This window comes from Kitasatospora sp. NPDC059673 (assembly GCF_042734215.1).
Taxonomy (GTDB): Bacteria; Actinomycetota; Actinomycetes; order Streptomycetales; family Streptomycetaceae; genus Kitasatospora.
Map to the genome: position 1 here is coordinate 510,120 of NZ_JBHWEN010000002.1, position 21,786 is coordinate 531,905.

Consider the following 21,786-nt stretch of genomic DNA (forward strand, 5'->3'; position numbering starts at 1 on the left):
CCTCCCGCCCCGGTTCTGCCCCGGTCTTCCCTGCCGCCACCCTACGCCGCACAGCCCCGCCGGCGAACGGGGCTGACAGCACGCCCGGCGACCCGCTACGATCACCGGCGATGACTACTCACGGATTGGAGGTCCTGTCCCTTCGAAGTGAGTGCTGATGCACCACACTTCGCTGACGGACGAGGACACTCGTACCTGCTTCTGGCCGCGCGTACGGCAGTTCGCCGTTCCCCCGGCCATGATCGAGACCGCCACCGCCCGCCGCGAGGCCGGCGACTGGGGCGGCGCCTGCGCTGCTGCCCGGTTCGACGTGGAATTCGACGTCCGGGCCGTGGCCCGCGCGCACGGTTCCGAGCTTGCCGGTCAACTGCGCGCCGACCTGCGCCACTTGGCACCGGACCTGCTTCGCTGGCACCTGCCCCGCACGGCCCCTGACGGGCTGCTGCGGCCGGGGCTGCGCGCCACGCTGGCCCGCTATCCACGGGACGGGCCGACCGCGTTCCACCTGGTGGCCCGCACCGCGCCGCGCCATGCGTCGAGGGACCAGCGGGTCGCCCTGACCCTGTGGCACCCGGCCACCCCGGCCGCAGGCCCCCGCCCGCAGCCGCGCTTCCGCCTCGACCTGCACCGACACCTGTGGGACGCCCGCCGCGCTCCCGAACTCGCCGACCGGACAGCAGATCTGACGGATGGTCAGGTCACCAACGGCGCCTGGGAGTTCGAGGCAGCGCTGCTGCGTGCCGCCGACGGACTGCCACCCGACACGCCGGTCGCGGCACGGCTGGCCGCTCGCCGGTTCCTGCTGCTCGGCCCCGCCACCGTCGCCACAGTCGCCACCGGCACGGAACTGCGCGCCGCAGGCGGCCTGCCCGTGCTCCCGGACGCCGCCACTTGGGCGCCGCCGGACCTCTGGCTGCTGCGCTCCGGGGCGCTGGACGCCGACCGGTTGCATCCGCTGGTCATGGCGGCGCTCGTCCCGGGCCACCGCCCGGTGCGCGCGGCGCCGCCGTCCGCGGCGGATCCGCTGCTGGTGGACTGCCGGGGCGCCCGGCACCGGGTCGCGCTGGTGGACGGCCGGCTCACCGCCCTGGACCATCCACCGGAGCAACTGCGCCGGGAGGAGCTGCTGTTGGCGTTCGGCGGCCCACCGCTGCCCTGCCTTCGGACCATCGACCGTGCGCACCGGCAGCCCGACGACCTGGACGCCATCATGCAGCGCCTGCTGCACGGCGACCGAACCGGCGCGCTCACGGCCGTCCGTCAACTGATCGGCGAGGACGCGCCGTTGCTCCCCGGGGCGCTCGCCGACCGGCTGGCCGAGGACGACGACCAACGGCTGGTGGCCGCGCTGCACCGGGCCGGGCTCGGCCCCGGCCGCCGGCCCAGTACCCACGAACCCGCTCCCGACCCCATGCCGAACGGCCGCCCGCATCGCCCCCGCGCGCCTCGCGGCCACAGGTGGTGCAACCGACACACCGCGTGCGCCTTCGCGCACCGGATCTGACCTTCACCCGGCGCCCGCCGCGCCGGGATCCGACTCTTCCCTCCCCAGGTGATCACCCATGTCTTCCACCACCCAACTCGCCGTCACCGACCGCCTGTTGGCACTACTCGCCGAGTCCGCCACCGAACCCCGCCAGGACCTCCGGATCGAGGCCCTGACCCTCGCCGTCGCCGCCGACCTGCCGGTCCTTCTCTGGGGGGAGCCAGGTATCGGAAAGACCGCCGCGCTGAACCAGCTCGCCGCCGAACTCGACCTGCCGCTCACCACGGTGATCGCCAGCGTGCACGAGCCGTCCGACTTTTCCGGCCTGCCGGTGATCGGCGCGGACCCGGCCACCGACGGGGTGCCGCTCGCGCCGCCGGACTGGGCGGTGCGTCTGGTCCGGCAGGGGCGCGGGCTGCTGTTCCTCGACGAACTCTCCACCGCCCCACCGGCCGTGCAGGCGGCGCTGCTGCGCCTGGTGCTGGAGCGCCGCATCGGGGCACTCCGGCTCCCGCCGGGGGTGCGGATCGTGGCGGCGGCCAACCCGCGCGCCTCTGCCGCCGACGGCTGGGACCTGAGCGCGCCGCTCGCCAACCGGTTCGTCCACCTGGACTGGGTGCACGACCCGGAGGTGGTGGTGCGCGGCCTCGGCGGGGTGTGGCCCCGCGCCGAGCTGCCCCGGCTGGACGCCGAACGGCTGCCCGCCGCCGTCGAGTTCGCCCGCCGCGCGGTGTGCGACCTGCTGACGGTGCGGCCCGAGCTGACCCACCGGCTGCCGTCCGCCGAGACCCGGCGCGGCAAGGCATGGCCGTCGCCGCGCAGTTGGGAGATGACGGTGCGGCTGCTGGCGTTCGGTGCGGCCGCCGGGTCGTCCCGCGAGGTGCTGTCGGCGCTGGTGCGCGGCACGGTCGGCGACGGGCCCGGGCTCGAACTGCTGGCCACCATCGACCGGATGGACCTGCCCGCCCCCGAGGACCTGCTCGCCGACCCGGACAACGCGGAACTCCCGGCCCGCGGCGACCTCCGGCAGACCGTGCTGGACGCGGTGGTCGCCGCCGTACGCACCCGGCCGACCCGGCAACGCTGGGACGCCGCCTGGGCGTTGATGGCCCGGGCGCTGCAGACCGGCACGGCGGACGTCATGGTGGTGCCCGTCACCACACTCGCCTCGCTGCGCCAACCCGACTGGGAGGTACCGGCGTTGATCGAACGCTTCGCGGGCGCACTGGAGCTGTCCCGCCGCGCCGACCGGGCCACCGCCCGGGTCTCCGCCGCCGCCGGCGCGGGCCGCCGATGAGCACGTCCCGCCCGACCCAGGGCCCGCCGAAACCGAAGCCGAACCCGAAGGCCGACCCGAAGGCCGACCCGAAGGCCAACCCGATTCCTGCCCCGAAGCCGAACGCGCCCCACCCGATGCCCGACCCGCCGAAGCCGCGCCCGCCGCGGGCCCGCCCGGCGCCCGTCCCGACCCGGCCCTACGCACCGCACCCGCACGCACCCCGGCCGCACGCACCCCGGCCGCCCGCACCCCGCCCGGCCGGGCCGCCGCTGGACCTGGAGAAGCTGTACGCGGCCCGCCTGCAGGCCGTCCGGGCCCGCCCGTACCTGGCCACCGCGCTGTTCGCCATGCAGGTGGTCGAGTCGATGCGGGTGCCGACCATGGCAGTGGACCAGTACTGGCGCTGCTACGTCTCCCCCGCGTTCGTGGCCGCCCGACCGGAGGAGGAACTCGCCTCGATCTGGGTGCACGAGGTCTCCCACCTGCTGCGCGACCACGCCCGCCGCAGCGACCGGGCGATGCGCAAGTTCGGCCTGGCCGGGCCCCGGGACCGGCTGCGGATCAACCTGGCGGCGGACTGCGAGATCAACGACGACGTGTTCGGCGACGGCCTGCTCCGCCCCGAGGACGCCGTCCTCCCCGAGACCCTCGGCCTGCCACCGAACCTGCTGATGGAGGACTACCTGCCGAGTTTCACACTCAACGCCCGGACGCAGAGCTTCAGTTGGCTGGAGTGCGGCAGCGGAGCGGACGGGTACGACCGGGAGTGGGAGCTCGGCCCGGACGGCGGCCGAGGACTTCAGGCGCACGAGAGCGACCTGGTCCGGTTCCGGGTCGCCGAGGGCATCCTCGGGCGGCCGGGCGAGGCCCCGGCGGGCTGGCGGCGCTGGGCCCGGGAGGCGTTCCATCCGCCGCAGCCGTGGCGGGAGTTGCTCGGCGCGGCGGTCCGCTCGGCGGTGGCCGGAGCGGGCGCGGGCTCCGACTACACCTACGGCCGCCCGGCGCGCCGAGCCACCGCGCTACCTGGTGTCGTGCTGCCCGCGCTGCGCCACCAACTGCCGCGCGTGGCCGTCGTGGTGGACACCTCCGGCTCGGTCAGTGACCAGGAGCTCGGCACCGCGCTGCTGGAGATCTCCGCAATCGCCCGCACCCTCGGCGGACGGCGCGAGGTGCTGTCGGTGATCTCCTGCGACGCCGCCGCCCAGCAGGTTCAACGGATCGGCGGCGACGGCATGTTGACACTGATCGGCGGTGGCGGCACCGACCTGCGGGAGGGCTTCGCGGCCGCGCTGCGGCTGCGCCCGGGCCCGGACGTGGTGGTGGCGCTGACGGACGGCCAGACCCCCTGGCCCTCGCGTCAGCCGGCCTGCCGGACGGTGGTCGGCCTGTTCCGCCGCCCGTCCTACGTCAACGAGAACGATCCGAACTATCGGCCGGACCTGCCGCCGGAGTGGGCGCGGGTGGTGCAACTCGGCTGACAGCGCCGCGAGTTCAGGCAAGCCGGAAGTGCAGGGTGTCGCCGGGGCGGGCCTGCGCGGCGGCGCCGAGGTCGGCGCGGCGGACCACCGCGATGACGGGGTAGCCGCCAGTGACGGGGTGGTCGGCCAGGAACAGGATCGGCCGCCCGGACGGCGGTACTTGCAGCGCTCCGCCGACCATGCCCTCGGAGGGGAGTTCGCCGGTGCGGGCACGCTCCAGGGCGGGCCCGTCCAGGCGCATGCCGACCCGGTCGCTGTCGGGGGTGACGGTGTACGGCTCGGTGAGCAGGGTGCGCAGCGCGTCGGCGGTGAACCAGTCCTCGCGGGGGCCGGGCAGCACCTGCAGGACGGTGCGGTCGGCGGGGGCGGGGGGCGGGGCGTGGTCGGCGGTGGGCCAGCCGGTGGCGGCGTCGCCGAGGGGCAGCAGTTGCCCGGCCGCCAGCCGGTCGGGGCCGATCCCGGCGAGGGTGTCGGTGGCGCGCGAGCCGAGCACCGGGGGGACGTCCAGGCCGCCGCGGACGGCGAGGTAGACCCGCAGGCCGCGGGTGGGGGTGCCGAGGCGCAGCCGGGCGCCGGCGGGGAGGTGCAGCGGGGTGCGGGCGGCGGCGGGGCGGCCGTCGATCCAGGCCGGGCAGTCGGCGCCGGTGAGCGCGCAGGTGGCGGCGCGGGAGAAGGCCAACTCCAGCCCGCCCATGGGGGCTTCGAGGCCTGCGGCGTCCTCGGGGTTGCCGACCAGGCGGTTGGCCAGCCGCAGCGCGTCCCGGTCGGCGGCCCCGGCCCGGCCGACGCCGAGCGCGGCCAGCCCGGGGCGTCCGAGGTCCTGCAGGGTGGCGCCGAACCCGGCGCGCAGGACCAGCAGTTCGGCGCGCGTCATGACTCGCTCCCGGCGCTCTCCCGGGCTTCGACACCATTGACACCTTCGACGGCTCCGGCTGCTCCCACGGCTCCGACAACTTCGACAATCTCGACGACCTCGACGACCTCGACGACCTCGACGACCTCGACGACCTCGACGAAGCGGACGGCGGTGCCGGGGCGCAGCCGGGTGGGCGGGTCGGCGGTGGGGTCCCACAGGGTGAGGGTGGTGCTGCCGAGCAGGTGCCAACCGCCGGGCGAGGGGCTGGGGTAGATACCGGTGTACTCGTCGGCGACGGCGACGGACCCGGCGGGCACCCGGGTGCGGGGTTCGGTGCGGCGGGGCAGGCGCAGCTGCGGGTCGAGGCCGGTGAGGTAGGCGAATCCGGGGGCGAAGCCGCAGAACGCGACGCGGTAGTGCGCGGCGGTGTGGCGTTCGATCACCTGGCGTTCGGTCAGCCCGGTGCGCGCGGCGACCTCCGCGAGGTCGGGCCCGTCGTAGCGGACGGGGACGCGGACGGTCCGGGCCACGTCGGCGGAGGTGGCGGCGTCGGCGCGGGGCAGTGCGGCGAGGGCTGCGAGGGCGGTGATGGCGGCGCGCAGGCGGCCCGGGTCGGTGACCCGGGGGTCGTAGCGGACCAGCACGGTGCGCGCGGCGGGGACGAGTTCGGTGACGCCGATGGGTGGTGCGGTGTGCAGTGCACCGTGCAGTTGCTGAACCTGCTCGGCGGTGTCGGCCTCGATCAGGACGGCGTCGCTTCCGCATGGCAGTACTCGCACCGGACCGTCCTGTTCCGTTCGCCCGGCCGCTGCTGGGCCGTCCTCGGCTCAAGCTACCAAGCGTGCGGCGGGTGCGTTGCGTACGCCGTACACCGGAGCACCGTCGGGGCCGGGCAGCGGCCGCGAGGGGTGCCCTCCGCACCGGCGGGAGATCGCAGGAATGCCGTCCGCACCGGCGGGAGGTCACAGGAATGCCGTCCGCACCGGCGGGAGGGCGCAGGAATGCCGTCCGCGGCCCCCGACCGCTCGGTGTGCGGGGGTCGCGGACGGTGTGCACGGCGCAGGCCACGCTCCTGCGCCGTGGGCCGCCCCGGTCTAGGCCGGGGTCGCTTCGCGTTCGGCGAGGCGGCGCGCCTTGCGCTTGCTCAGGGGCTGGTCGGGGAGCCAGCCGAAGGCCAGGGTGCTGCCGATCAGGCCGAGGATCAGGCCGATGAAGAACCCTCCGATGTTGGAGGTGATCCAGCTGCCGAGGGTGGCGAGGACCGCGACCAGGGAGTAGAAGAGCCGTTGCACGGGGTGGAAGATCAGCAGCAGTCCGCAGAGCACCATGAGCGCCGGGATGACATAGCCGGCCAGGCCGAGCAGTCCGATGCGGATGACCATGTGCATCGGGGCTTTCTCGGTGAACAGGATCTCGGCGCCGGCGAGGGTGACCAGCAGTCCGCCCCAGAACGGGCGGCGGTCGCGCCAGCCGGCGAAGCCGGTGCGGGCGGCGGGGGCCGGTGGAACGTCCACGGCGGGGTGCTCGGAACCGGTGGGCCGGGCGGCCGCGGTGTGCTCGGCCGCCCGGTCCGGTGCCGAGTCGAACTCAGCAGCCATCGGTGCTGAAGCTGAGGTGCATGTTGGGCAGCCGGAACACTCCGGCGGTGGTGGCGTAGTTCCGCTGGCGGAAGTGGTCGACGGTCACCTCGTCGCCCTGCTGGCCGAACATTCCGGGCGGGCCCTGGACCGGGCCCTTGTCGAAGGTGCTGGCGTCACGGCCGACTTCGAGACCCTTGAACTCGGCCTCGCCGCTCATCAGGTCGGAGTCGGTGGTGAGGTTCTCGGCGTGGACAGGGGTGCCCTTGTCGCCCGCCGTGATCAGCAGGTTGATGCCGCCCAGGTTGACGCTCTGACAGAGCTTCGTCAGATCGGCCGACTTGACGGCGGTCTGGATCAGGAACAGCTGGCCGCCGGTGTCACCGGCGTTCGGGCTGTTCTCGATCATGTTGTCCAGTACGCCGAACTGCGCGACCCCGGTGCCGTGCAAACGGTCGGCAGTGACCTCGAAGGCCATGCCCGAGATGGAGAACTGGTTGGCGAGGACGTTCTGCGCGGTCAGGGTCACCAGGACGCCGGCGGTCACGCAGGCGGGAATCGCCATCAGTGCGGCGCGGCGCAGCCGGACCCGGCCACGCCCCGAAGGGGTGACGGCGGGCTGTTCTGCGGGGTGGGGCATGTGCAGCTCCAGAGGGTTCGAGTGGGGGTGCGCTCCTCGCCGGCGGTGAGGTCCTGGCGTGGACGGATGCGTCAACGATCTTTTTCTGCAAGGAAGTTGACGATCTTTCTCATACCTGCGAGCTGTCTGGAAGTTACCCCGGGGTACATGGCGGGTCAATACTTCGCGCACCGTCCCCACACATCTGAATACCAGTCAACTCCTGTGACTGGAATGCCTATTGTGGCGAGGAGGCACTGGAACTCCACTCACCGACCTGCCAACTTCCGCACATCTCCTTGACGTTGCCGTCCGGCCCCCCATAGAACTTGGCGATGTACCCGGCGGTAACCGCGCGCTGTCACGGCGCGGCCCCGGGTGACTTTCCGCCCCGGCGGTACGGACCGCCCCGGTACCACGGACCGCCCCGGCGGCAGGTGCGGACGTGCGCCTTCGTTTCGGCCGCTCGTGGCGTCGAGCGACCCGGCCGCTCGCTGAACACCCGTATGCCGCACCGCCGTTGAAGCGTCCAGCACGGGCCCGCCACCCCCCCGATCCCTTGCCTTGAGGAGTTCCCCCACCATGCGCCGTACCCTGCCGGACCACTCCGCCAGCAGCTCCGACCGCTCCGCCGCCCGCCGCGGCTCCCGTCGACTGCTCGGCCGTCTCGCCGTCCCGGCCGCGCTGGCCTGCGCCGCGCTGCTGGCCGGCACCGTCCCGGCCTCCGCCGCCGCGCCGGGCGGGCCGTACACCGGCATGGGCAACTGCCCGCTGAGCGCACCCGCCATGACGAACCCGGAGAACCTCCAGGTCGGCTGCCTGGTGTCGATCACCAATGCCGGGAAGTTCACCCTGGGCAGCACGGTGGTGCCGTTCAACTCGCCGATCAAGCTTCAATTCGGCTTCTACTGGGACAAGTCCGCGCCCTCGGTGACCTTCCCGGACGGCACCACCGCCAACCTGTACAACGTGGTGCCGCCCACCAACGGCCCGCTGATGAGCGCGCCCATGGTGGAGATCACCATCCCCGGCATCCAGAACTTCCTGCCGGGCATCACCAGCGTCTTCGCCCAGGTCGAACTGGCGGGCTCCGTCAGCAAGTTCGCCCCCATGGCGACCGGCGAGCCGTACCCCGTCTTCCAACTGCCGATCAAGCTGCACCTGTTCAACGCGCTGTTCGGCCCGGACTGCTACGTCGGCTCGAACTCCGCGCCGCTGATCCTCAAGCCCACCACCGGCACCACCGCCCCGCCCGCGCCGACCGCCCCGATGACCGGTGACCCCGGCACCATCGACTTCACCATGGACCCGGCCGGCCACAACGCGCTGGTGGTCTCCGAGAGCAACGCGAACCTGGTCGACAACACCTTCTCGGTGCCCGGCGCCAACGGCTGCGGCCTGCTCGGCTCGCTCAACCAGATCATCAACTGGACCATGAACCTGCCTGCCACGCCCGGCAAGAACTCGGTGAGCTTCCAGCAGACCAACGCCAACTTCGCGCTGGACGAGAGCATCTCCGACCTGACCGCCGCGATGGCCGCCAGCGCCGGCCACTGATCCGCTCCCTGACGCGGCGGCCGCCCGCCGGCCGGCCGCTCCCCCACCGACTCGTGCCCGCCCCGCCACGGGCGGGCACGCGCTCCGCACCACCGGAGCCCCGCCCCGGCCACCCGGCCGGAGCCGCCCTCACCGGACGCCCCCACCCACCGGAAGGAACCCTCATGCGCAACCGTCTCGTCGCCGGCACCGCCGCCCTGGTCGCCGCCACCGCCCTGGTCGCCCTTCAGGCCGGCACCGCCAACGCCACCGTGGCCGGGCCCCTCCTCTACACCAGCAGCGGCGCCGTGAACGTCAACGACCCGCTGTCCGCCGACCTGGTCGCCGGCACCGTGGCGACCATGTTCAATCCCGGCACCACCACCGGCGTCACGTGCACCGCCTCCCACATCGGCGGCACCGTCGGCTCCAACCCCATCGTCGGCCCGACCACCCCCGGCACCGCGTCCGGCCTGGTCAACGTGCTGACGTTCAGCGGCTGCACCTCCAACGTGCCCGGCGTCATCTCCGTGACCAGCCTGACCATGAACAACCTGCCGTACACACTCGCCATCTCCGACACGGCCGGCTACCCGGTGTCTCTCACCCCCTCCGCAGGCAACGTCATCCAGGCCACCGCCGTCCTCAAGACGCTGGCCGGAACCGCCACTTGCGTCCTCAAGGCGAACGTCCTGAACGGCAACGCCACCAACGTCCCGCCGCAGATCAACCTGGTCAAGCAGCTCCTCACCAAGTCCTCCGGCCCGGGCATCTGCTTCCCGAGCATCGAGTTCACGGCCTCCTACGGCCCGGTCACCGACGGCGGCGCCACCGTCCTCGTCAACTGACGTCCCCGACCCGGCACTTCGGGTGCCGCCCCGCCCCACGGCGCGGCGCTCTGCCATGACCTGCCGTCAGCTCCCTGTCTGAACGGCCCTTGGCCGTCCGCGCCCGCACATGCACCCGCTCCCCTGCGGCCCGAACAGCCTCAGGAACTCCACCGGCGTCGAGCCCGCGTCGGTACACACGTGCGGCGTGCGGGTGTCGAACTCGGCCACCCTCACCGGACGCCCCCCACCCACCGGAAGGAACCCTCGTGCGCAACCGCCTCTTCGCCGCCCTGGCCGCCGCGACCGCCCTGATCGCCCTCCAGACCGGCACCGCCAACGCCACCGTGCCCGGCTCCCCGGTTCTCTACACCAGCGGCCCCGCCGTCAACGTCGGCGACCCGCTGTCCGCGGACCTGGTCGCCGGCACCGTGGCGACGATGTACAACCCGGGCACCACCACCGGCGTCAAGTGCGGCGCCTCCCACATCGGCGGCAAGGTCGGCGTCAACCCGCCCGCCCCGGGCACCGCCTCCGGCCCGGTCAACACGCTCACCTTCGGCAGCTGCACCTCCAACGTGGTCGGTGTGTCCTCCGTGATCAGCCTGACCATGGACCACCTGCCCTACACGCTGAGCATCTCCGACTCGACCGGCTTCCCGGTCAGTCTCGACCCGACCTCGGCGGGCGTCATCCAGGCCACCGTCGTCCTCAAGACGCTGGCCGGAACCGCCACCTGCGTCTACCACTCCACCTCGCCGAACCTGGCCGGCTCCGCCACCAACGTCCCGGCGCAGATCAACCTGAGCACCCAGAACTTCACCAAGACCACCGGTCCGAGCATCTGCTTCCCGTCCATCGACTTCTCGGCCTCCTACGGCCCGGTCACCGACACCGCTCCGGGCAACGGCCAGGTCGTCCTCGTCAACTGACGTTCCACACCCGGCACTTCGGCGCCGCGCCCGGCCGGGGCGCGGCGCTTTGCCGTTCCGGACCGTCAACTCTCCGTGCCCGTGGTCCGCGCCCGCACATGCACCCGCTCCGCTGCGGCCCGAACAGGCTCAGGAACTCCGCCGGCGTAGAACGAGCCCGCGTCGGTGCACACGTGCGGCGTGCGGGCGTCGAACTCGGCCACCCTCACCGGACGCCCCCCACCCACCGGAAGGAACTCTCGTGCGCAACCGCCTCTTCGCCCGCACCGCCGCCCTGGCCGCCGCCACCGTCCTGCTCGCCCTCCCGGCCGGTACCGCCGGCGCCATGCCCGGAACCCCGGTTCTCCACACCACCGGCCCCGCCGTCAACACCGGCAACCCGCTGTCCGCCGACCTGGTCGCCGGCACCGTGGCGACGATGTACAACCCTGGCACCACCACCGGCGTCAAGTGCCTCGCCTCCCACATCGGCGGCACGCTCGCCGTCAACCCGAACCCCCCGGTCATCGTGTCCGGCCCGGTCGACACGCTCACCTTCAGCGCCTGCACCTCCAACGAGGTCGGAATCATCTCCGTGCTCAGCCTGACCATGAACTACCTGCCGTACACGCTCGCCATCTCCGACTCGACCGGCTACCCGGTGACCCTCACCCCCTCCGCGGGCAGCATCCTCCAGGCCACCGTCGTCCTCAAGACGCTGGCCGGAAACGCCACTTGCTTCTTCCGCGCGAACGTCCTGAACGGCTACGCCACCAACAACCTGACGCAGATCAACCTGGTCAAACAGCCCCTCACCAAGAGCTCCGGCCCGAGCATCTGCTTCCCGAGCATCGAATTCTCGGCTTCCTACAGCCCGATCACGTACGGCGGCGCCACCGCCCTCGTCAACTGACCTGCCACACACAGCACTTCGGCGCCGCGCCCGCCCAGGGCTCGGCGCTTGGCCATGCCGGACCGTCAACTCTCCTTGCCGGTGGTCCTGGCCCGCACATGCACCCGCTCCCCCTGCGGCCCGAACAGGCTCAGGAACTCCACCGTCGTCGGGCCCGCGTTGGTGAACACGTGCGGCGTGCGGGTGTCGAACTCCGCCGCCTCGCCCGCCTTCAGCACCACGTCGTGCTCGCCGAGCCGCAGCCGCAGCTGACCCGACAGCACGTACAGCCACTCGTGGCCCTCGTGGGTGCGCTGTTCGGCGTTCTCCCGAGTCCCCGGCGGGACGATCATCTTGTACGCCTGCATTCCGCCGAGGTTGCGGGCCAGCGGCAGGTACGTCCAGCCGTGCCGGACGAACGGGCGCAGCCGCACCCGGGGGTCACCCGTCGGCGGTGCGTCCACCAGCTCGTCCAGCGCCACCCCGTGCGCCCGGGCCAGTGGCAGCAGCAGCTCCAGGGTCGGCCGGCGGCCACCCGACTCCAACCGGGAGAGCGTGCTCACCGAGATACCGGTCTCCTCACTGAGCTGCGCGAGCGTGGTGCCGCGCTGCTGCCGGATCGCCCGCAGCCGCGGCCCGACCGCGCTCAGCACCGCCTCGAAGTCCTCGTCCTCCGCGCCCACCACGCGACCCCTTCCGTTCGACATCGGCCCACTCCCTCCATTTGCCACCTCAGCAACATTGTTTGTCAATCCGGCCACAGCGGCGCACCATCGAGCCATGACCGCCACGCACCGCGACTCGCACCCGCACCCCGCCCGCCACCACGACGTCCTGGTCGTCGGCGGCGGCGCCGCCGGACTGAGCGGCGCCCTCGTCCTGGCCCGGGCCCGCCGCTCCGTCCTGGTCCTCGACGCCGGCCGACCGCGCAACGCGCCCGCCGAGGGCGCCCACGGCCTGCTCGGCCAGGAGGGCGTGCCGCCCACCGAACTCCTCGCCCGCGGCCGGGCCGAAGTCGCCTCGTACGACGGCGAGTTCCACGACGCCGAGGTGCGCGCCATCACCCGGCAGCCGGACGGCGCCTTCCGCGCCGAACTGTCCGACGGCAGCGCCGTGCACGCCCGCCGGGTGCTGCTGGCCACCGGCACCACCGACGTACTGCCCGAGCTGCCCGGCCTCGCCGAACGCTGGGGACGCCAGGTGCTGCACTGCCCGTACTGCCACGGCTGGGAGGTCCGCGACCGCCGGATCGCGGTGCTCGCCACCGAACCCGCACTCGCCGTCCACCAGGCGCTGCTGTGGCGCCAGTGGAGCTCCGACGTCACGCTGCTCGCCCACACCGCCGCGCCGTTCACCGAGCAGCAGCAGCGCGAACTCGCCGCCCGCGGCATCACCGTGCACACCGGCGAGGTCGTCGCCGTCCTGCCGGAGAACGAGGCCGGCCCGCTCACCGGCGTCCGGCTCGCCGACGGCACCGTGATCGACTGTGACGCGCTCGGCGTCGCCACCGGCCTGACCGTGCACGCGCCGTTCCTCGCCGGCCTCGGCCTCACCCCGACCGCCCTGGTCCGCGACGGCGTCAAGCTGGGCGAACGCCTCGCCACCACCGACCCGTCCGGCGCCACCGAGGTCCCCGGCGTGTGGGCGGCCGGCAACCTCACCGACCCGATGGCCCAGGTCGCCGTCGCCGCCGCCGACGGCCTGCGGGCCGCCCTCGCGATCAACGCCGACCTGATCGCCGAGGAGACCAGGCTCGCCGTCGAGGCCGTCGAGTTCTGGGAGAACCGTTACGGCGAGAGCGAGCAGATCTGGAGCGGCCGGCCCAACGCCTCGCTCACCCGCGAGGTCACCGGCCTCGCCCCCGGCCACGCCCTCGATCTCGGCTGCGGCGAGGGCGGCGACGCGATCTGGCTGGCCCAGCAGGGCTGGCGGGTCACCGCCGTCGACATCTCCCAGGTCGCCCTGGACCGGGCCGCCGCCCGCGCCGCGGCCGCCGGCGTCGCCGACCGGATCAGCTGGCAGCGCACCGACCTGGCAAACGCTTTCCCGTTGGGTTCCTACGACCTGGTCTCCGCCCAGTTCCTGCACTCCCCCGCCGAGTTCCCGCGCGAACGGGTGCTGCGCCGCGCCGCCGACGCGGTCGCCCCCGGCGGCACCCTGCTGATCGTCAGCCACGCCGTCGCCCCCGCCCGGCACAACCACGCGCAGGACAACTCGCACAAGCACACCCACGACCACGACCACGACCACGACCACGACCACAACCACAGCGACGCCCACGACCACGCGCCCTCGCACAATCACGGGCACGACCACTCCGGAATGACCTTCCCCACCCCCGCCGAGCTGCTCGACTCCCTGCACCTGACCCCGGGCGCCTGGACGGTGGAGCGCGCCGAGGAACACCCCCGGCACGACCACCCCGAGCACCCCGTCACCGAGCCCGACGGCCGCCCGAACCGCGACTCCACCGTCCGCCTGCGCCGCGAGCCCTGACCCGCCCCGCACCCCTCCTGTTCGGCCGCCCGCGCGCACACGCGGGCGGCCGACGTTTTCGTCCACCCGCCCGACCACCCGTCCACCCGCCCGGCGAACGCGTCAGCCCTATGATCACGGCGTGCCCGCATTCCGCCCCACGATCCGCCCCCCGGCCCTCCCCGCCGTCCGCAAGGCCCTGGCCAACCACGAGGACGCGGTGCTGCGCCGGCTGCCGATCGTGTTCCGGATCGCCGCCGTGCTCCTCCTGCCGTGGATCGTCGACCTGGCGCTGAACGTCCGCGGCCACTTCGGCGCCCGCAACCTGTCCAACTCCTGGGTCTGGCTGGACCTGCTCGAATCCGCCGCGCTGCTCCTGCTGGCCTCCCTGGTCCGCCGCCGCCACCGCGCCACCAGCCCGATCGCCGCCGCCACCGCTGTCCTGCTGGCCATGGACGCGTTCTTCGACCTCTGGTCCGCCCACCGCGGCGACGCCTTCCGCACCGCCGAGATATGCGCCTACGTCGCCGAACTCCCCAGCGCCGCCCTGCTCGCAGGCCTCTCCTGGTACTCCCTGCGCTGGGCCGCCGCACTCCACCCCACCCCGACCACCTGACACTCAGTTCCCTCATCCGGGACACTGAGTCCCCTCACACTTCACGCCAAACCATCAAAGAGTGGATCTGTGGCACGGAGTGTGGTCTAGTGGGGGTACTGAGTTCCCTCCGCGCCGTGAAAGGACAAGGTGGCCGTGAGCTTGAGGATCGTTGTCTGTGTGAAGTACGTGCCCGACGCGACCGGTGATCGTCGCTTCGCGGACGATGCGACCACCGACCGGGAGGGCGTGGACGGCCTCCTGTCGGAGCTGGACGAGTACGGCGTCGAGCAGGCGCTGCGGATCGCGGAGGCGAACGACGGCGCCGAGGTGACGGTGCTGACGGTGGGCCCGGACGACGCGAAGGACGCGCTGCGCAAGGCGCTGTCGATGGGCGCGGACAAGGCCGTGCACGTCAATGACGACGACATCCACGGCACCGATGTGATGGGTACCTCCGCGATCCTCGCGGCGGCGCTGGAGAAGACCGGCTACGACCTGGTGGTGTGCGGCATGGCCTCCACCGACGGCACGATGGGCGTGCTGCCCGCCCTCCTCGCCGAGCGCCTCGGTGTTCCGCAGGCCACCCTGCTGTCCGAGGTCTCGGTCTCCGGCGGCGTGGTGACCGGCCGCCGCGACGGCGACGCCGCGACCGAGACGGTTCAGGCCGCGCTGCCGGCGGTGGTCTCGGTGACCGACCAGTCCGGCGAGGCCCGCTACCCCTCGTTCAAGGGCATCATGGCCGCGAAGAAGAAGCCGGTCACCTCCCTCGACCTGGACGACCTGGGCATCGACGCCGACACGGTGGGCCTGGCCGGCGCGTGGACGAAGGTCGCCGACATCACCGCCCGCCCCGCGCGCAGCAAGGGCGTGATCGTGACCGACGACGGTGAGGGCGGCAAGGCGCTGGCGTCCTACCTCGCCGAGCAGAAGTTCATCTGACGGGCCGCCGGGAATCATCGAAGGGTTGTGGAGTAGTCATGAGTGAGATCCTGGTCCTGGTCGACCACGCCGAGGGTGCGGTGCGCAAGCCCGCCCTGGAGCTGCTGACCCTCGCCCGCCGGCTGGGCACGCCCGCCGCCGTCGTCCTGGGCGCCGGTGACGGTGCCGCCGCGATCGCCGCGAAGGCCGCCGAGTTCGGCGCGCAGAAGGTGTACGTCGCCGACGGCGAGGCCTTCACCACCCAGCTCGTCGTCCCCAAGGTCGACGCCCTCACCCAGATCGCCAAGGCCTCCGGCGCCGCCGCCGTGCTGGTCACCTCCAGCGGCGAGGGCAAGGAGATCGCCGCCCGCACCGCGCTGCGCCTGGGTTCGGGCATCATCACCGACGCGGTGGACCTGGAGGCCGGTGCGGGCGGTCCGGTGGCGACGCAGTCGGTGTTCGCCGCGTCGTTCCAGGTGAAGTCGACTGTCACGACGGGTGCGCCGGTGATCACGGTGAAGCCGAACAGCACGGCCCCCGAGGCCGCGCCGGCCGCCGGCACCGTGGAGAGCGTGAGCGTGGAGTTCGGCGGGAGGGCGGCGACGGTGACCTCCCGTACCCCGCGGGTGTCCACCGGGCGCCCGGAGCTGACCGAGGCCGCGATCGTGGTCTCCGGCGGCCGGGGTGTCGGCGCGGCCGAGGGTTTCGGTGTCGTCGAGGAGCTCGCGGACGCGCTCGGCGCGGCCGTCGGCGCCTCCCGTGCCGCGGTCGACGCGGGCTGGTACCCGCACACCAACCAGGTCGGCCAGACCGGCAAGCAGGTCTCCCCGCAGCTGTACATCGCGGCGGGCATCTCCGGCGCGATCCAGCACCGCGCGGGCATGCAGACCTCGAAGACCATCGTCGCGGTCAACAAGGACCCCGAGGCCCCGATCTTCGAACTCGTCGACTACGGCGTCGTCGGCGACCTCTTCACCGTCCTCCCCCAGCTCACCGGCGAGGTCAAGGCCGGCTGACGGCCCACCAGCACCACCCCGGAAGGGCGCGACCACCACGGTCGCGCCCTTCCGCCGTTCCCCGCGCCGCAGGCCCCGCAGGCGGTCAGCGGGCGGGGCTCGCCGGCGTCGGGCCCGGCGACCTGCGCCCGGCGCCGGGGGTGGCGGCGGTACGCAGGACGCCGGCGGTCGCGGCGGTGGCGGCGCACATCACGGTGAGCAACAAGAAGGTGTGGTTGAGGGCGGTGAGGTGGGTGAGCCAGCCGATGACGGCGGGGCCGGCGAGCATGCCGAGGTAGCCGATTCCGGCGACGCGGGAGACGTTGGCTCCGGCGGCGGCCTCGGCGTGGCCGGCGGCGCTGAGCAGCTGGGGGACGCAGCCGGACAGGCCGAGGCCGAACAGCGCCCACCCGGCGAACGCCGCCCACACCCAGGGAGTCAGCGCGGCGAGGGTGATGCCGACGGCGGCGGTGAGCGCGCCGTGGCGCAGGACGGCCATCGAGCCGTAGCGGGTCACGATCCGGTCGGCGAGCAGGCGACCGGTGGTCATCGCGGCGGCGTAGGTGCCGTAGGCGAACGCGGCGGTGCCGGCGGGCGCTTTGAGGACGTCCTTGAGGTGCAGGGCACTCCAGTCGTTGGCCGCGCCCTCGCACAGCATGACCAGCAGTGCCAGGATGGCGAGCACCCGGATCTGGCGGCGGGCGCCGTTCCTGGCGGCGGGCATCGGGGCCTCGGTCGCCTGCCCGTCCTCGGCGGACGGTGCGGTGCCGGGCAGCAGGCTGCGCGCGGCCAGCAGGGCGACGGCGAGACCGGCGGCACCGAGGACGGCGAGGGTGGCGGCCGGGCCCAGGCTGGCGGCGCCGGCCGCGGCGGCGGCCAGCGCGGCGATCACCCCGCCGACCGAGAACGTGGCGTGGAAGCCGGACATGACGGGCCGCCCGTACGCCTTCTCCACGTGGACGGCGTGGGCGTTCATGCTGACGTCCAGGCAGCCGTTGGCGAACCCGAAGAGCACCAGCGCGCCGGCCAGCGTCCACGGGTTCGGCGCGAGGCCGGGCAGCACCAGCGACGCGGCGCACACGGCGCCGGAGGCGGGGACGACGACGCGGGCGCCGAGGCGGTCGGTCAGCCGGCCGGCCACCTGCATGCCACCGAACGCGCCGAGGCCGAGCAGCACCAGCAGGCCGCCGAGCGCGGCGTGACTGATGCCGACCCGGGTCTCGACGGCGGGGATGTGCACCACCCAGGCGCCCATCAGGGTGCCGCACAGGACGAAGTAGACATAGGTCGCCACGCGGGCGGCCCGAAGCGAGCGTTCCATGCCACCGACCATAATGAACATTCCCCATGTTCGAAAGTCCACCAATCGAACAACTTGCTTGTGCGTTGCGGGGTGCGGTTCAATCTCGGTATGAACACCGCGGAGCGCCACACCCTGATCGCCCAGGCCGTCCGGGACGCGGGCAGCGCCACCGTCCTCGAACTCGCCGAGCTCACCGGCGCGTCCGAGATGACCATCCGGCGCGACCTCGACGCGCTCGCCGCCCAGGGCGCCCTGGAACGCTTTCGGGGCGGGGCGCGCACCCTGCTGCTGCGCGGCGAGGAGCCCCCGTTCGCGCTGCGCGCCCGCGAGGCCGTCGATGCCAAGCGCCGCATCGCCGTCGCGGTCTGCGATCTCGTCGCCGACGGCGAGACCGTGCTCCTCGACAGCGGCACCACCTGCGTGGAGATCGCCCGTCTGCTGCGCGAGCGCCCCGTCACCGTGATGCCGCTGTCCCTGCCGGCCGTCCACGTCTTCGGCGACACCCCCGGACCGGCCACCCTGCTCGTTCCCGGCGGGCAGCCCCGCACCGGCGAAGGCGCCCTGACCGGCCCGCTCGCCCTCGCCTCGATCTCCGCCCTGCGATTCGACACCGCCGTCCTCGGCTGCTGCGGCCTCACCGCCGCCGACGGGCTTACCGCCTACGACCTCGACGACGCCACCGTGAAGAAGGCCGCCACGGCCGCCGCCCGCCGGACGATCGCGGCCACCGACAGCGGCAAACTCGGCCGCACCGCCTTCGCCCACGTCGCCCCCGCCGGACTCCTGCACACGCTCGTCACCGACACCGCCGCCCCCGCCGACGAGATCACCGCACTCGAAGCGGCGGGCACCACCGTCATCACCGCCTGACCACGACCCCGCTCGCGGGGGCATCCCGAGCAGCGCAGGGTCCGGCCGCCCGTCAACCCGGCCACCGGACCCTGCGGCACCCTCGCCCATGGCGCTGCCGACCACACCCCCTCGCCCTGTGCGCCGCACCCTCGCCCGTGGCGCTGCCGACCCACCGCCCTCGCCCCGCGCGCCACACCCGTCGGAGACCCGCGCTTGCGCCACCCCCACCACTTTCGTCTACAGTCGCGTAGACGGTCTACTCCCGTGTAGACGCAGAGCGCCCGGAGGCCACGCCGTGTACGCCCACTCCGCCCTGTTGGCGGTCAACCCGCTCGACGCATCCTCCTTGCTCGCAGCATTCGGCGCGCTCGGTATCGCCGCCGTCCTGTTCGCCGAGACGGGACTGCTGGTCGGGTTCTTCCTGCCCGGCGACTCCCTGCTGTTCACGGCGGGCCTGCTCTGCACCCCCGGCCTGCACTCCGGCCCGCACCTGAACCTCGCGCAGGTCCTGGTGGCCGCCGTCGTCGGCGCCCTCGCCGGTGCCCAGGTCGGCCACCTGCTCGGCCGCAAGGGTGGCCGCGCCCTGCTGGAACGTTCCCGCAACCGCCGCCTGCACGAGGGCGCCCAGCGCGCCGAGGAACTGCTCGCCCGCTACGGCCACGCCAAGGCGATCACGCTGGCCCGCTTCGTCCCCGTGGTCCGCACCGTCCTCAACCCGCTGGCCGGCGCCCTCGGTGTCCCGACCCGCACCTTCGCCCTCTGGCAGACCGTCGGCGGCCTCATCTGGACCGTCGGCCTGGTCCTCGGCGGCTACGCGCTCGGCTCGACCATCCCGAGCGTCGACCGCTACCTGCTCCCCGCCATCGCGGTGATCATCGTCCTCTCCCTCGTCCCGCTCGCCCTCGAACTGCGCCGCACGCGCACCGCCCGCCGCTGACGGACTCGTCAACGGCGGGCGGGCGGACACACTCGCGAAGAACCTATTCGCGGGAACCCACTCAGCGGACGACGTCGAAGACCTGCTTCTGCACGCCGTTGCGGTACACCTCGTGCTCGACCAGCGCCAGCTTCTGGGCGTCCTTGTCGGTGGTGCTGAACAGCCGCTTGCCGGCGCCGAGCAGCAGCGGGAAGACCAGCAGGTGGTACCGGTCGATCAGCCCCGCGTCGGACAGGGCCTGGTTCAGGGTGGCGCTGCCGTGGACGATGATCGGACCGCCCTCGGTCTGCTTCAGCGCGGCGACCTCGTCCAGCGAGCGCAGAATGCTGATCTCGCCCCAGTTCGAGACCAGTCGGTCCTCGGTGAGGGTGTTCGAGACGACGTACTTCGGCAGCGTCCGGTAGCGGGCGAACTCCGCCATGTCCGGCCAGACCGGGCTGAACGCCTCGTAGCTCACCCGGCCCATCAGCATCGCGGTGGACTCCTCCTGCTCCCGTGACTTGATCTCGAACGCCTCGGGAACGAACTCGATGTCCTTGAACGTCCAGCCCGAGTTCCGGTAGCCGGGCTCGCCGCCCGGGCCCTCCACGACGCCGTCGAGCGAGACAAAGGCCGTGCTGATCAGGGTGCGCATGATGGTGCTCTCCTCTGTACAGGTGTGACTGTCTTCAGTACGTGGTGCTCACTGCCTACTGCTCGGCCACTCAAGGCCGCTCGGCGAGGACGCCCGCCAACCACCGCTGCCACCCGGCCTCGGCGGCAGCCGCGGCCTCGCCGTCCGGGCCGAAGAGGTGGTGGAACAGCAGCACCACACCGGGGCTGTGGTGGAAGGTGTAGAGCCCGTCGCCGGTGCGGACCTCGAAGCGCTCCTCGTCGGACCAGGTCACCTCCCCGGCCAGCGGCGGCACCCCGGCCGGCTCGGCGTGCACCGGCGCGCCGACGGCGACAGCGGCCGGCAGCGACAGGCCCCGGGCGAGCGCGGCCCGGACCTGCCGCGCGGACCGCTCGCCGCTCTGCGCCATGGCGAAAACGGGACGGCCGGCGCGCCCGGGGAAGTGCGCCAGATACTCGCGGAGCGTGTGCAGGTGGAACGGCCAGCCGCGGCGCAGCGCATCGTACTCGTCCTGCCAGTCGTCGCCGAGCATGCCGCTGTGGACGACGCGCAGGACGGTGCTGCCGCCCTCGCGGCCCTCGATGAGGTACTCGAAGGCCATGAACCGGCCGTCCGCGCCGGTGGCCGTCCGGGTGGCGAACCGCTTGCCGGGCTCGTACGCGGTGACCACGGCCTCCTCCCGGTGGCCGCCCACGTCCATGACGGCGGTGCCGCCCTCACGCGCCTCGACCTCGTTGCGGCCCATGAACCACGACTCGATGCCGGGCCCGGTGGCGATCGCCTCCCAGACCTGTTCCGGGTCTGCCGGCAGGAGGATCTCCCGCTCGATCTCGAAGGGGTGCGTCATCGCGGGTTCTCCTGTGGTGCGTCGGATCGGTGGCTGTCCGCACGGGACGACGGCGGGTCGGGGATCTGGTGCAGGCCGACGACCACCCGGTGCCTTCGCCCCTGCGGCGCCGATTCGTCGTGGTAGCGGCTGACCAGGCCGGCCACGCTCTGCGCCAGCTCCTCGGCGAACGCCGCCCGATCGGCGGCGGAGGCGAACCGCACCTCGGCATCGATCCCGAAGCTCGCCACCCGCTGCCCGGCCCGGGCCGCGCCCGTCACCAGCGCGCCGACCTCCTGCACCAACCGGGCCCCCAGCGCCAACAGCCACCGGGCCGAAAGCTGATCGGGCGACCGGGCCGGATCCGGACTGACCGCCGCCAGCGCACTGGGCGAGATCACGTACGAGGCAGCCGTGGCGCGATACACCCGCTCCGTGACATTGCCCTTGCGGCGCTCCTCGGCCAATTCGACCAGCCCGTGCCGCTCCAGCTCCTTCAGGTGGTAGTTGACCTTCTGCCGGGGCAACCCCAACCGCCCGGCCAACATGGCCGCCGACCCGGGCTCCGCAAGGGCGGCCAGGATCCGGGACCGTATCGGGTCCAGCGAGGACTCGGCTGCGCCGGGTTCTTCGATCACGGCAATGTCCAGCATCTCTTCACCCTCCGTTCCCCAATCCCCCCGGCGTCCCCGGCGTCCCCCGGAGTGATTCCAGCATTGCGCCGAACAGGAAACCTGTCAAGACAAAAAAATTTGTCGGTAGCTGGAACGAGGCCCACGCACGCGTCCGCTCCCACACGGGAGCGGAC

At 73.1% G+C, this 21,786-nt stretch carries 22 protein-coding genes; 13 read left to right on the plus strand and 9 right to left on the minus strand.

Annotation, left to right across the window (positions count from 1 at the left end):
* Positions 1-157 precede the first annotated feature (157 nt).
* The 3 genes from ACFV18_RS04605 to ACFV18_RS04615 all read left to right on the plus strand — a co-directional run bounded on the left by ACFV18_RS04605 (position 158) and on the right by ACFV18_RS04615 (position 4,243).
* Positions 158-1,504: a hypothetical protein gene (locus ACFV18_RS04605; RefSeq protein WP_380479152.1), complete on the plus strand. Its 1,347-nt coding sequence runs from the start codon at positions 158-160 to the stop codon at positions 1,502-1,504.
* A gap of 58 nt (positions 1,505-1,562) precedes the next feature.
* Complete coding sequence (locus ACFV18_RS04610) at positions 1,563-2,783, plus strand: AAA family ATPase (protein ID WP_380479155.1); 1,221 nt, start codon at positions 1,563-1,565, stop codon at positions 2,781-2,783.
* A 116-nt stretch (positions 2,784-2,899) separates the two neighbouring features.
* The gene (locus ACFV18_RS04615) at positions 2,900-4,243 is read left to right on the plus strand and encodes a VWA-like domain-containing protein (protein WP_380479262.1); all 1,344 of its coding nucleotides are present in this window, start codon (positions 2,900-2,902) and stop codon (positions 4,241-4,243) included.
* Positions 4,244-4,256: 13 nt separating this feature from the next.
* Here the strand turns inward: ACFV18_RS04615 and ACFV18_RS04620 are convergent, their stop codons facing one another.
* The 4 genes from ACFV18_RS04620 to ACFV18_RS04635 form a co-directional block, all read right to left on the minus strand.
* Positions 4,257-5,117: a biotin-dependent carboxyltransferase family protein gene (locus tag ACFV18_RS04620; RefSeq protein WP_380479158.1), complete on the minus strand. Its 861-nt coding sequence runs from the start codon at positions 5,115-5,117 to the stop codon at positions 4,257-4,259.
* On the minus strand, positions 5,114-5,878 hold the full coding sequence (locus ACFV18_RS04625; protein WP_380479160.1) for an allophanate hydrolase subunit 1: 765 nt from the start codon (positions 5,876-5,878) through the stop codon (positions 5,114-5,116). The genes ACFV18_RS04620 and ACFV18_RS04625 overlap by 4 nt, the downstream gene beginning before the upstream one ends.
* 315 nt (positions 5,879-6,193) lie before the next feature.
* Positions 6,194-6,697, minus strand: a complete 504-nt coding sequence (locus ACFV18_RS04630; protein ID WP_380479163.1) for a DUF6114 domain-containing protein — start codon at positions 6,695-6,697, stop codon at positions 6,194-6,196.
* Complete coding sequence (locus tag ACFV18_RS04635; RefSeq protein WP_380479166.1) at positions 6,687-7,316, minus strand: DUF6230 family protein; 630 nt, start codon at positions 7,314-7,316, stop codon at positions 6,687-6,689. The genes ACFV18_RS04630 and ACFV18_RS04635 overlap by 11 nt, the downstream gene beginning before the upstream one ends.
* Before the next feature lie 561 nt (positions 7,317-7,877).
* Between ACFV18_RS04635 and ACFV18_RS04640 the strand changes: the two genes are divergently transcribed.
* The 4 genes from ACFV18_RS04640 (at position 7,878) to ACFV18_RS04655 (ending at position 11,482) form a co-directional block, all read left to right on the plus strand.
* On the plus strand, positions 7,878-8,852 hold the full coding sequence (locus ACFV18_RS04640) for a hypothetical protein (RefSeq protein ID WP_380479168.1): 975 nt from the start codon (positions 7,878-7,880) through the stop codon (positions 8,850-8,852).
* Between the two features lie 164 nt (positions 8,853-9,016).
* Entirely contained in the window at positions 9,017-9,679 is a 663-nt protein-coding gene (locus ACFV18_RS04645) for a Tat pathway signal sequence domain protein (protein ID WP_380479170.1), read from the plus strand.
* A 248-nt stretch (positions 9,680-9,927) separates the two neighbouring features.
* Positions 9,928-10,590, plus strand: a complete 663-nt coding sequence (locus tag ACFV18_RS04650; RefSeq protein ID WP_380479173.1) for a Tat pathway signal sequence domain protein — start codon at positions 9,928-9,930, stop codon at positions 10,588-10,590.
* A 241-nt stretch (positions 10,591-10,831) separates the two neighbouring features.
* Entirely contained in the window at positions 10,832-11,482 is a 651-nt protein-coding gene (locus ACFV18_RS04655; protein ID WP_380479176.1) for a Tat pathway signal sequence domain protein, read from the plus strand.
* Between the two features lie 65 nt (positions 11,483-11,547).
* Here the strand turns inward: ACFV18_RS04655 and ACFV18_RS04660 are convergent, their stop codons facing one another.
* Entirely contained in the window at positions 11,548-12,168 is a 621-nt protein-coding gene (locus ACFV18_RS04660) for a helix-turn-helix domain-containing protein (protein ID WP_380479179.1), read from the minus strand.
* Positions 12,169-12,241: 73 nt separating this feature from the next.
* On the opposite strand from ACFV18_RS04660, the gene ACFV18_RS04665 reads away from it, so the two are divergent.
* The 4 genes from ACFV18_RS04665 (at position 12,242) to ACFV18_RS04680 (ending at position 16,468) form a co-directional block, all read left to right on the plus strand.
* Positions 12,242-13,957 carry an FAD-dependent oxidoreductase gene (locus tag ACFV18_RS04665; RefSeq protein WP_380479182.1) on the plus strand — a complete coding sequence of 572 codons (1,716 nt, stop codon included), beginning with the start codon at positions 12,242-12,244 and terminating at the stop codon, positions 13,955-13,957.
* Positions 13,958-14,078: 121 nt separating this feature from the next.
* Entirely contained in the window at positions 14,079-14,552 is a 474-nt protein-coding gene (locus ACFV18_RS04670) for a hypothetical protein (RefSeq protein WP_380479184.1), read from the plus strand.
* A gap of 135 nt (positions 14,553-14,687) precedes the next feature.
* On the plus strand, positions 14,688-15,473 hold the full coding sequence (locus ACFV18_RS04675) for an electron transfer flavoprotein subunit beta/FixA family protein (protein WP_380479187.1): 786 nt from the start codon (positions 14,688-14,690) through the stop codon (positions 15,471-15,473).
* 38 nt (positions 15,474-15,511) lie between these two features.
* Positions 15,512-16,468: an electron transfer flavoprotein subunit alpha/FixB family protein gene (locus ACFV18_RS04680; protein ID WP_380479189.1), complete on the plus strand. Its 957-nt coding sequence runs from the start codon at positions 15,512-15,514 to the stop codon at positions 16,466-16,468.
* 85 nt (positions 16,469-16,553) lie between these two features.
* Here the strand turns inward: ACFV18_RS04680 and ACFV18_RS04685 are convergent, their stop codons facing one another.
* Positions 16,554-17,768, minus strand: a complete 1,215-nt coding sequence (locus tag ACFV18_RS04685) for an MFS transporter (protein WP_380479192.1) — start codon at positions 17,766-17,768, stop codon at positions 16,554-16,556.
* 90 nt (positions 17,769-17,858) lie between these two features.
* Between ACFV18_RS04685 and ACFV18_RS04690 the strand changes: the two genes are divergently transcribed.
* Both ACFV18_RS04690 and ACFV18_RS04695 read left to right on the plus strand, forming a co-directional pair.
* The gene (locus tag ACFV18_RS04690; RefSeq protein WP_380479195.1) at positions 17,859-18,620 is read left to right on the plus strand and encodes a DeoR/GlpR family DNA-binding transcription regulator; all 762 of its coding nucleotides are present in this window, start codon (positions 17,859-17,861) and stop codon (positions 18,618-18,620) included.
* A 277-nt stretch (positions 18,621-18,897) separates the two neighbouring features.
* Positions 18,898-19,539 carry a DedA family protein gene (locus ACFV18_RS04695; RefSeq protein WP_380479198.1) on the plus strand — a complete coding sequence of 214 codons (642 nt, stop codon included), beginning with the start codon at positions 18,898-18,900 and terminating at the stop codon, positions 19,537-19,539.
* A gap of 61 nt (positions 19,540-19,600) precedes the next feature.
* Here ACFV18_RS04695 and ACFV18_RS04700 read toward each other — a convergent pair whose 3' ends face one another.
* The 3 genes from ACFV18_RS04700 to ACFV18_RS04710 all read right to left on the minus strand — a co-directional run bounded on the left by ACFV18_RS04700 (position 19,601) and on the right by ACFV18_RS04710 (position 21,631).
* The gene (locus ACFV18_RS04700; RefSeq protein ID WP_380479201.1) at positions 19,601-20,173 is read right to left on the minus strand and encodes a dihydrofolate reductase family protein; all 573 of its coding nucleotides are present in this window, start codon (positions 20,171-20,173) and stop codon (positions 19,601-19,603) included.
* A 70-nt stretch (positions 20,174-20,243) separates the two neighbouring features.
* A complete protein-coding gene (locus ACFV18_RS04705) occupies positions 20,244-20,999 on the minus strand; it encodes an SRPBCC domain-containing protein (protein ID WP_380479204.1) in 756 nt (251 codons plus the stop codon).
* A complete protein-coding gene (locus ACFV18_RS04710) occupies positions 20,996-21,631 on the minus strand; it encodes an ArsR/SmtB family transcription factor (protein ID WP_380479206.1) in 636 nt (211 codons plus the stop codon). The genes ACFV18_RS04705 and ACFV18_RS04710 overlap by 4 nt, the downstream gene beginning before the upstream one ends.
* Positions 21,632-21,786: the final 155 nt, after the last annotated feature.

Coding starts and splice junctions, on each gene's coding strand:
- ACFV18_RS04605 (WP_380479152.1), top strand. CDS start 158: ATGCACCACACTTCGCTGACGGACGAGGACACTCGTACCTGCTTCTGG.
- ACFV18_RS04610 (WP_380479155.1), top strand. CDS start 1,563: ATGTCTTCCACCACCCAACTCGCCGTCACCGACCGCCTGTTGGCACTA.
- ACFV18_RS04615 (WP_380479262.1), top strand. CDS start 2,900: ATGCCCGACCCGCCGAAGCCGCGCCCGCCGCGGGCCCGCCCGGCGCCC.
- ACFV18_RS04620 (WP_380479158.1), bottom strand. CDS start 5,117: ATGACGCGCGCCGAACTGCTGGTCCTGCGCGCCGGGTTCGGCGCCACC.
- ACFV18_RS04630 (WP_380479163.1), bottom strand. CDS start 6,697: ATGGCTGCTGAGTTCGACTCGGCACCGGACCGGGCGGCCGAGCACACC.
- ACFV18_RS04635 (WP_380479166.1), bottom strand. CDS start 7,316: ATGCCCCACCCCGCAGAACAGCCCGCCGTCACCCCTTCGGGGCGTGGC.
- ACFV18_RS04640 (WP_380479168.1), top strand. CDS start 7,878: ATGCGCCGTACCCTGCCGGACCACTCCGCCAGCAGCTCCGACCGCTCC.
- ACFV18_RS04645 (WP_380479170.1), top strand. CDS start 9,017: ATGCGCAACCGTCTCGTCGCCGGCACCGCCGCCCTGGTCGCCGCCACC.
- ACFV18_RS04660 (WP_380479179.1), bottom strand. CDS start 12,168: ATGTCGAACGGAAGGGGTCGCGTGGTGGGCGCGGAGGACGAGGACTTC.
- ACFV18_RS04665 (WP_380479182.1), top strand. CDS start 12,242: ATGACCGCCACGCACCGCGACTCGCACCCGCACCCCGCCCGCCACCAC.
- ACFV18_RS04680 (WP_380479189.1), top strand. CDS start 15,512: ATGAGTGAGATCCTGGTCCTGGTCGACCACGCCGAGGGTGCGGTGCGC.
- ACFV18_RS04685 (WP_380479192.1), bottom strand. CDS start 17,768: ATGGAACGCTCGCTTCGGGCCGCCCGCGTGGCGACCTATGTCTACTTC.
- ACFV18_RS04690 (WP_380479195.1), top strand. CDS start 17,859: ATGAACACCGCGGAGCGCCACACCCTGATCGCCCAGGCCGTCCGGGAC.
- ACFV18_RS04700 (WP_380479201.1), bottom strand. CDS start 20,173: ATGCGCACCCTGATCAGCACGGCCTTTGTCTCGCTCGACGGCGTCGTG.
- ACFV18_RS04705 (WP_380479204.1), bottom strand. CDS start 20,999: ATGACGCACCCCTTCGAGATCGAGCGGGAGATCCTCCTGCCGGCAGAC.
- ACFV18_RS04710 (WP_380479206.1), bottom strand. CDS start 21,631: ATGCTGGACATTGCCGTGATCGAAGAACCCGGCGCAGCCGAGTCCTCG.